Source organism: Arenimonas oryziterrae DSM 21050 = YC6267, from assembly GCF_000420545.1.
Lineage (GTDB): Bacteria > Pseudomonadota > Gammaproteobacteria > Xanthomonadales > Xanthomonadaceae > Arenimonas > Arenimonas oryziterrae.
The window spans coordinates 1-2509 of record NZ_ATVD01000011.1 but is presented as its reverse complement, the minus strand read 5'-3'; the positions used below and the strand labels follow the sequence as shown (position 1 = coordinate 2509).

The window sequence follows — 2509 nt, the reverse complement described above, 5'->3', positions numbered from 1 at the left end:
AGCCAGCCGGCAGTGGGAGACCGCACTGCGTTTCCGAAGATCTCAAACGTGAGCGCAAACCGGACAGGGAAGTAGAGCAGGCCAATTGCCAGTAGAAGTGTTGCCGCGAGAAGAATCTTGATTCGCATGGAAAAAGCTTTTGGCGCCTAACGCCTGAATTTAGCGGACAACGCGGCTGCAAGCCGTGTTGTTCCGCTGGAATGAATTGTTAGGCGCAGCGTAGCACCCGGTAATGCCTGGTTGCACGGAGCACGGCAGCGGGTCGCAGGGAGTGTGATCTGGCCCGAAGATTCCAGGCGAATCAGCAGTTCGAAGCGGAAGACGATTGCCGGAAACGCTGTGCGACGGTGCGGTGATGTGCCTGCCCGGACCTATCTGGACGCGGACTTAACTCTTGCCCGAAACCAACCCCAAGAAAAAAGCCACGCCTAACGCCTGAATTTAGCGGCGGCCGCGCCGCAGCAGTTGTTTGAAACCGATAAGCGGTCGGCCGTCCGCTGGAATGAATTGTTAGGCTCGCCGCGGCCTGAGACAGCATGTTGTCACGAAAGCTCTAAATGTCGTCGAAACTATAGTGGAAATGCGCTTGCGATCCAGAAGTAAAAGATTGAATAAACCGGGACTGTTTGTGCCTGTCGCCTTTCGGCGTGAAGTAACCGTTCTGAATTGCCCAATCTAGCGCGGACGTATCTAAAGGATACTCAGTAAGAATTCCGCTGAGACGATTGGAATTTATCCAGTCTTCCGCCTTCGCGCGAGATGAAAATACAGCGGCGGGGAGGCTCGCCTGATCTCCGTTGAATATCCACACGGTTTCCATATAGAGCCTAACGCCTGAATTCAGCGGCGGCCGGCCGCGAACGGTTGGATCGGCCAAGCTCGCACCCGGCCGTCCGCTGGAATGAATTGTTAGGGCCCATTTGCATTTTGTGTTTTCGGAATATCGAGACCTAACGGCAGATATAGATGGTTCTTGATTAACACAGGAATGCCGCGAAGTGCGACATCAATATGATGATCTGTCCATTCTTTAGAAGTCGTTCCATCAGTCACGTGTGCGAGCCAGCGGTTGGAAGTTTGAAATATCGCTACTAGAGAATCTTCAGCTTCTTCCCTTGGGCCAGGATAAGCGGCCGCAACTGTGTCTGGCGTTGCCTTTTGAAGGGTCACGGCTGACGTTGAAAAGTTCTCCACTGCAACGTCGCCGGGCCGGCGGCTGACCACAACAGAAAGCTTGCCATCCTTAGTTGCCGTTAGGCCTAAGAACTCAAGAAGCGCACGCGCATGAATAAAGCCTGCCTCTATCATTGGATTGGCTAGCGCAGCGACATTTCCTGTGAGAACAGGGCGACCATTTACTTTCACTTCGAGATCTGCGCCGGAGTTTTGTTCCGTCAATGCCCAAGCCCAACGCAGTGTTTCGACAGCTTCGAGTCTGTACGGAATCCACTTCTTTAAGAGTACGTCGAGTGTGAACATGGGCGCTAACGCTTGAGTTAAGGGGCTGCCCACCGCGGGGCGTGGGCAAAGCATAATGCAATGCCGCTTTGACCGCGCCCCGCGGTGGGCGGTCCCCTTGAACGATTAGTTAGGCGCGTCGCAACTGCCAGTGCCAGTTCTCGTGCCGGCCGCCCAATCCAGGAAGATAGTCAGAATGTCCTCAAGTTTCTGTGGGCCTCCATAACCCTCGAAGCGGCGATCCTTGACCGAACATACAAGCCAATTTGGATCCTCGTTGCGCTCGACAAAGGAGCTGAAGCTGGTGTCATCGAGAAGCACCCGACCACTTGCGTCGACCTTGAGTTGCGGTGGGGTTGCCAGACCGTAGCTCGTTTCAGAGAATTCCTTATCAGCGAGTGCAGTGTCGGCGAGGTTTATCACGACACTCCAGCCGGGGTTATCCAGAGTCGAGATGGTGGCGCCGTAGGAGTGCTCCCAGTTGCCATTGCACTGGGCCAAGTACCACGCTTGAAAGTCGCGAAGAACAGACATTCTTTGGCCTAACGCCTGAATTAAGCCGCCGCCGGCCGGGGGCAGTAGCTATGAAATCGCATCGACCCCGGCGGTCGGCTTGAATGAATTGTTAGGCGCCAGCCAAGTGCAGCTACGGAGACTCACGGCCCAAATATGGGATCCCACAGTATCTGCTTTGCATAGTCACGCGCTTCTTCTTCGCTTTCGGCGTCGAATACCTCGTAAGCATCGTTTAGTAAGGCGCCTTTCCACGAGGTGCTGTAGTCGCTAAATGCCGCCTCCAACTCTGCCTTTAACTCAGAAATATAGCCAGAGTTCTCGGCATTTCTCCGGTAGAGGGCTGTTGCCACATCTACGGATAGACCATCCTCACAGTTAAAGATGGTCTTTAGTGCGGAGCTAATATGCGGGTACTTATGCATGGAAGTAGATTGAAGGGCGCCTAACGCCTGAATTCAGCGGCGGCCGCGCCGCGGCAGTTGGTTGAGCCGAGTAAGCGGTCGGCCGTCCGCTGGAATGAATTGTTAGGCGCCAT

The 2509-nt window shown here is 54.6% G+C and carries 4 protein-coding genes; all 4 read right to left on the bottom strand.

The window, feature by feature from the left end; translation table 11 throughout:
• Positions 1-553: 553 nt before the first annotated feature.
• Positions 554-820: a DUF7710 domain-containing protein gene (locus G467_RS18530; protein WP_081644710.1), complete on the bottom strand. Its 267-nt coding sequence runs from the start codon at positions 818-820 to the stop codon at positions 554-556.
• Positions 821-909: 89 nt separating this feature from the next.
• Positions 910-1479 carry a hypothetical protein gene (locus G467_RS18110; protein ID WP_155844910.1) on the bottom strand — a complete coding sequence of 190 codons (570 nt, stop codon included), beginning with the start codon at positions 1477-1479 and terminating at the stop codon, positions 910-912.
• Positions 1480-1584: 105 nt separating this feature from the next.
• Positions 1585-1992 carry an immunity 53 family protein gene (locus tag G467_RS0114710; RefSeq protein ID WP_022970495.1) on the bottom strand — a complete coding sequence of 136 codons (408 nt, stop codon included), beginning with the start codon at positions 1990-1992 and terminating at the stop codon, positions 1585-1587.
• A gap of 122 nt (positions 1993-2114) precedes the next feature.
• Positions 2115-2396 (bottom strand): hypothetical protein, encoded by a 282-nt coding sequence (locus tag G467_RS17940; protein ID WP_081644709.1) that lies wholly within the window; start codon positions 2394-2396, stop codon positions 2115-2117.
• Positions 2397-2509: the final 113 nt, after the last annotated feature.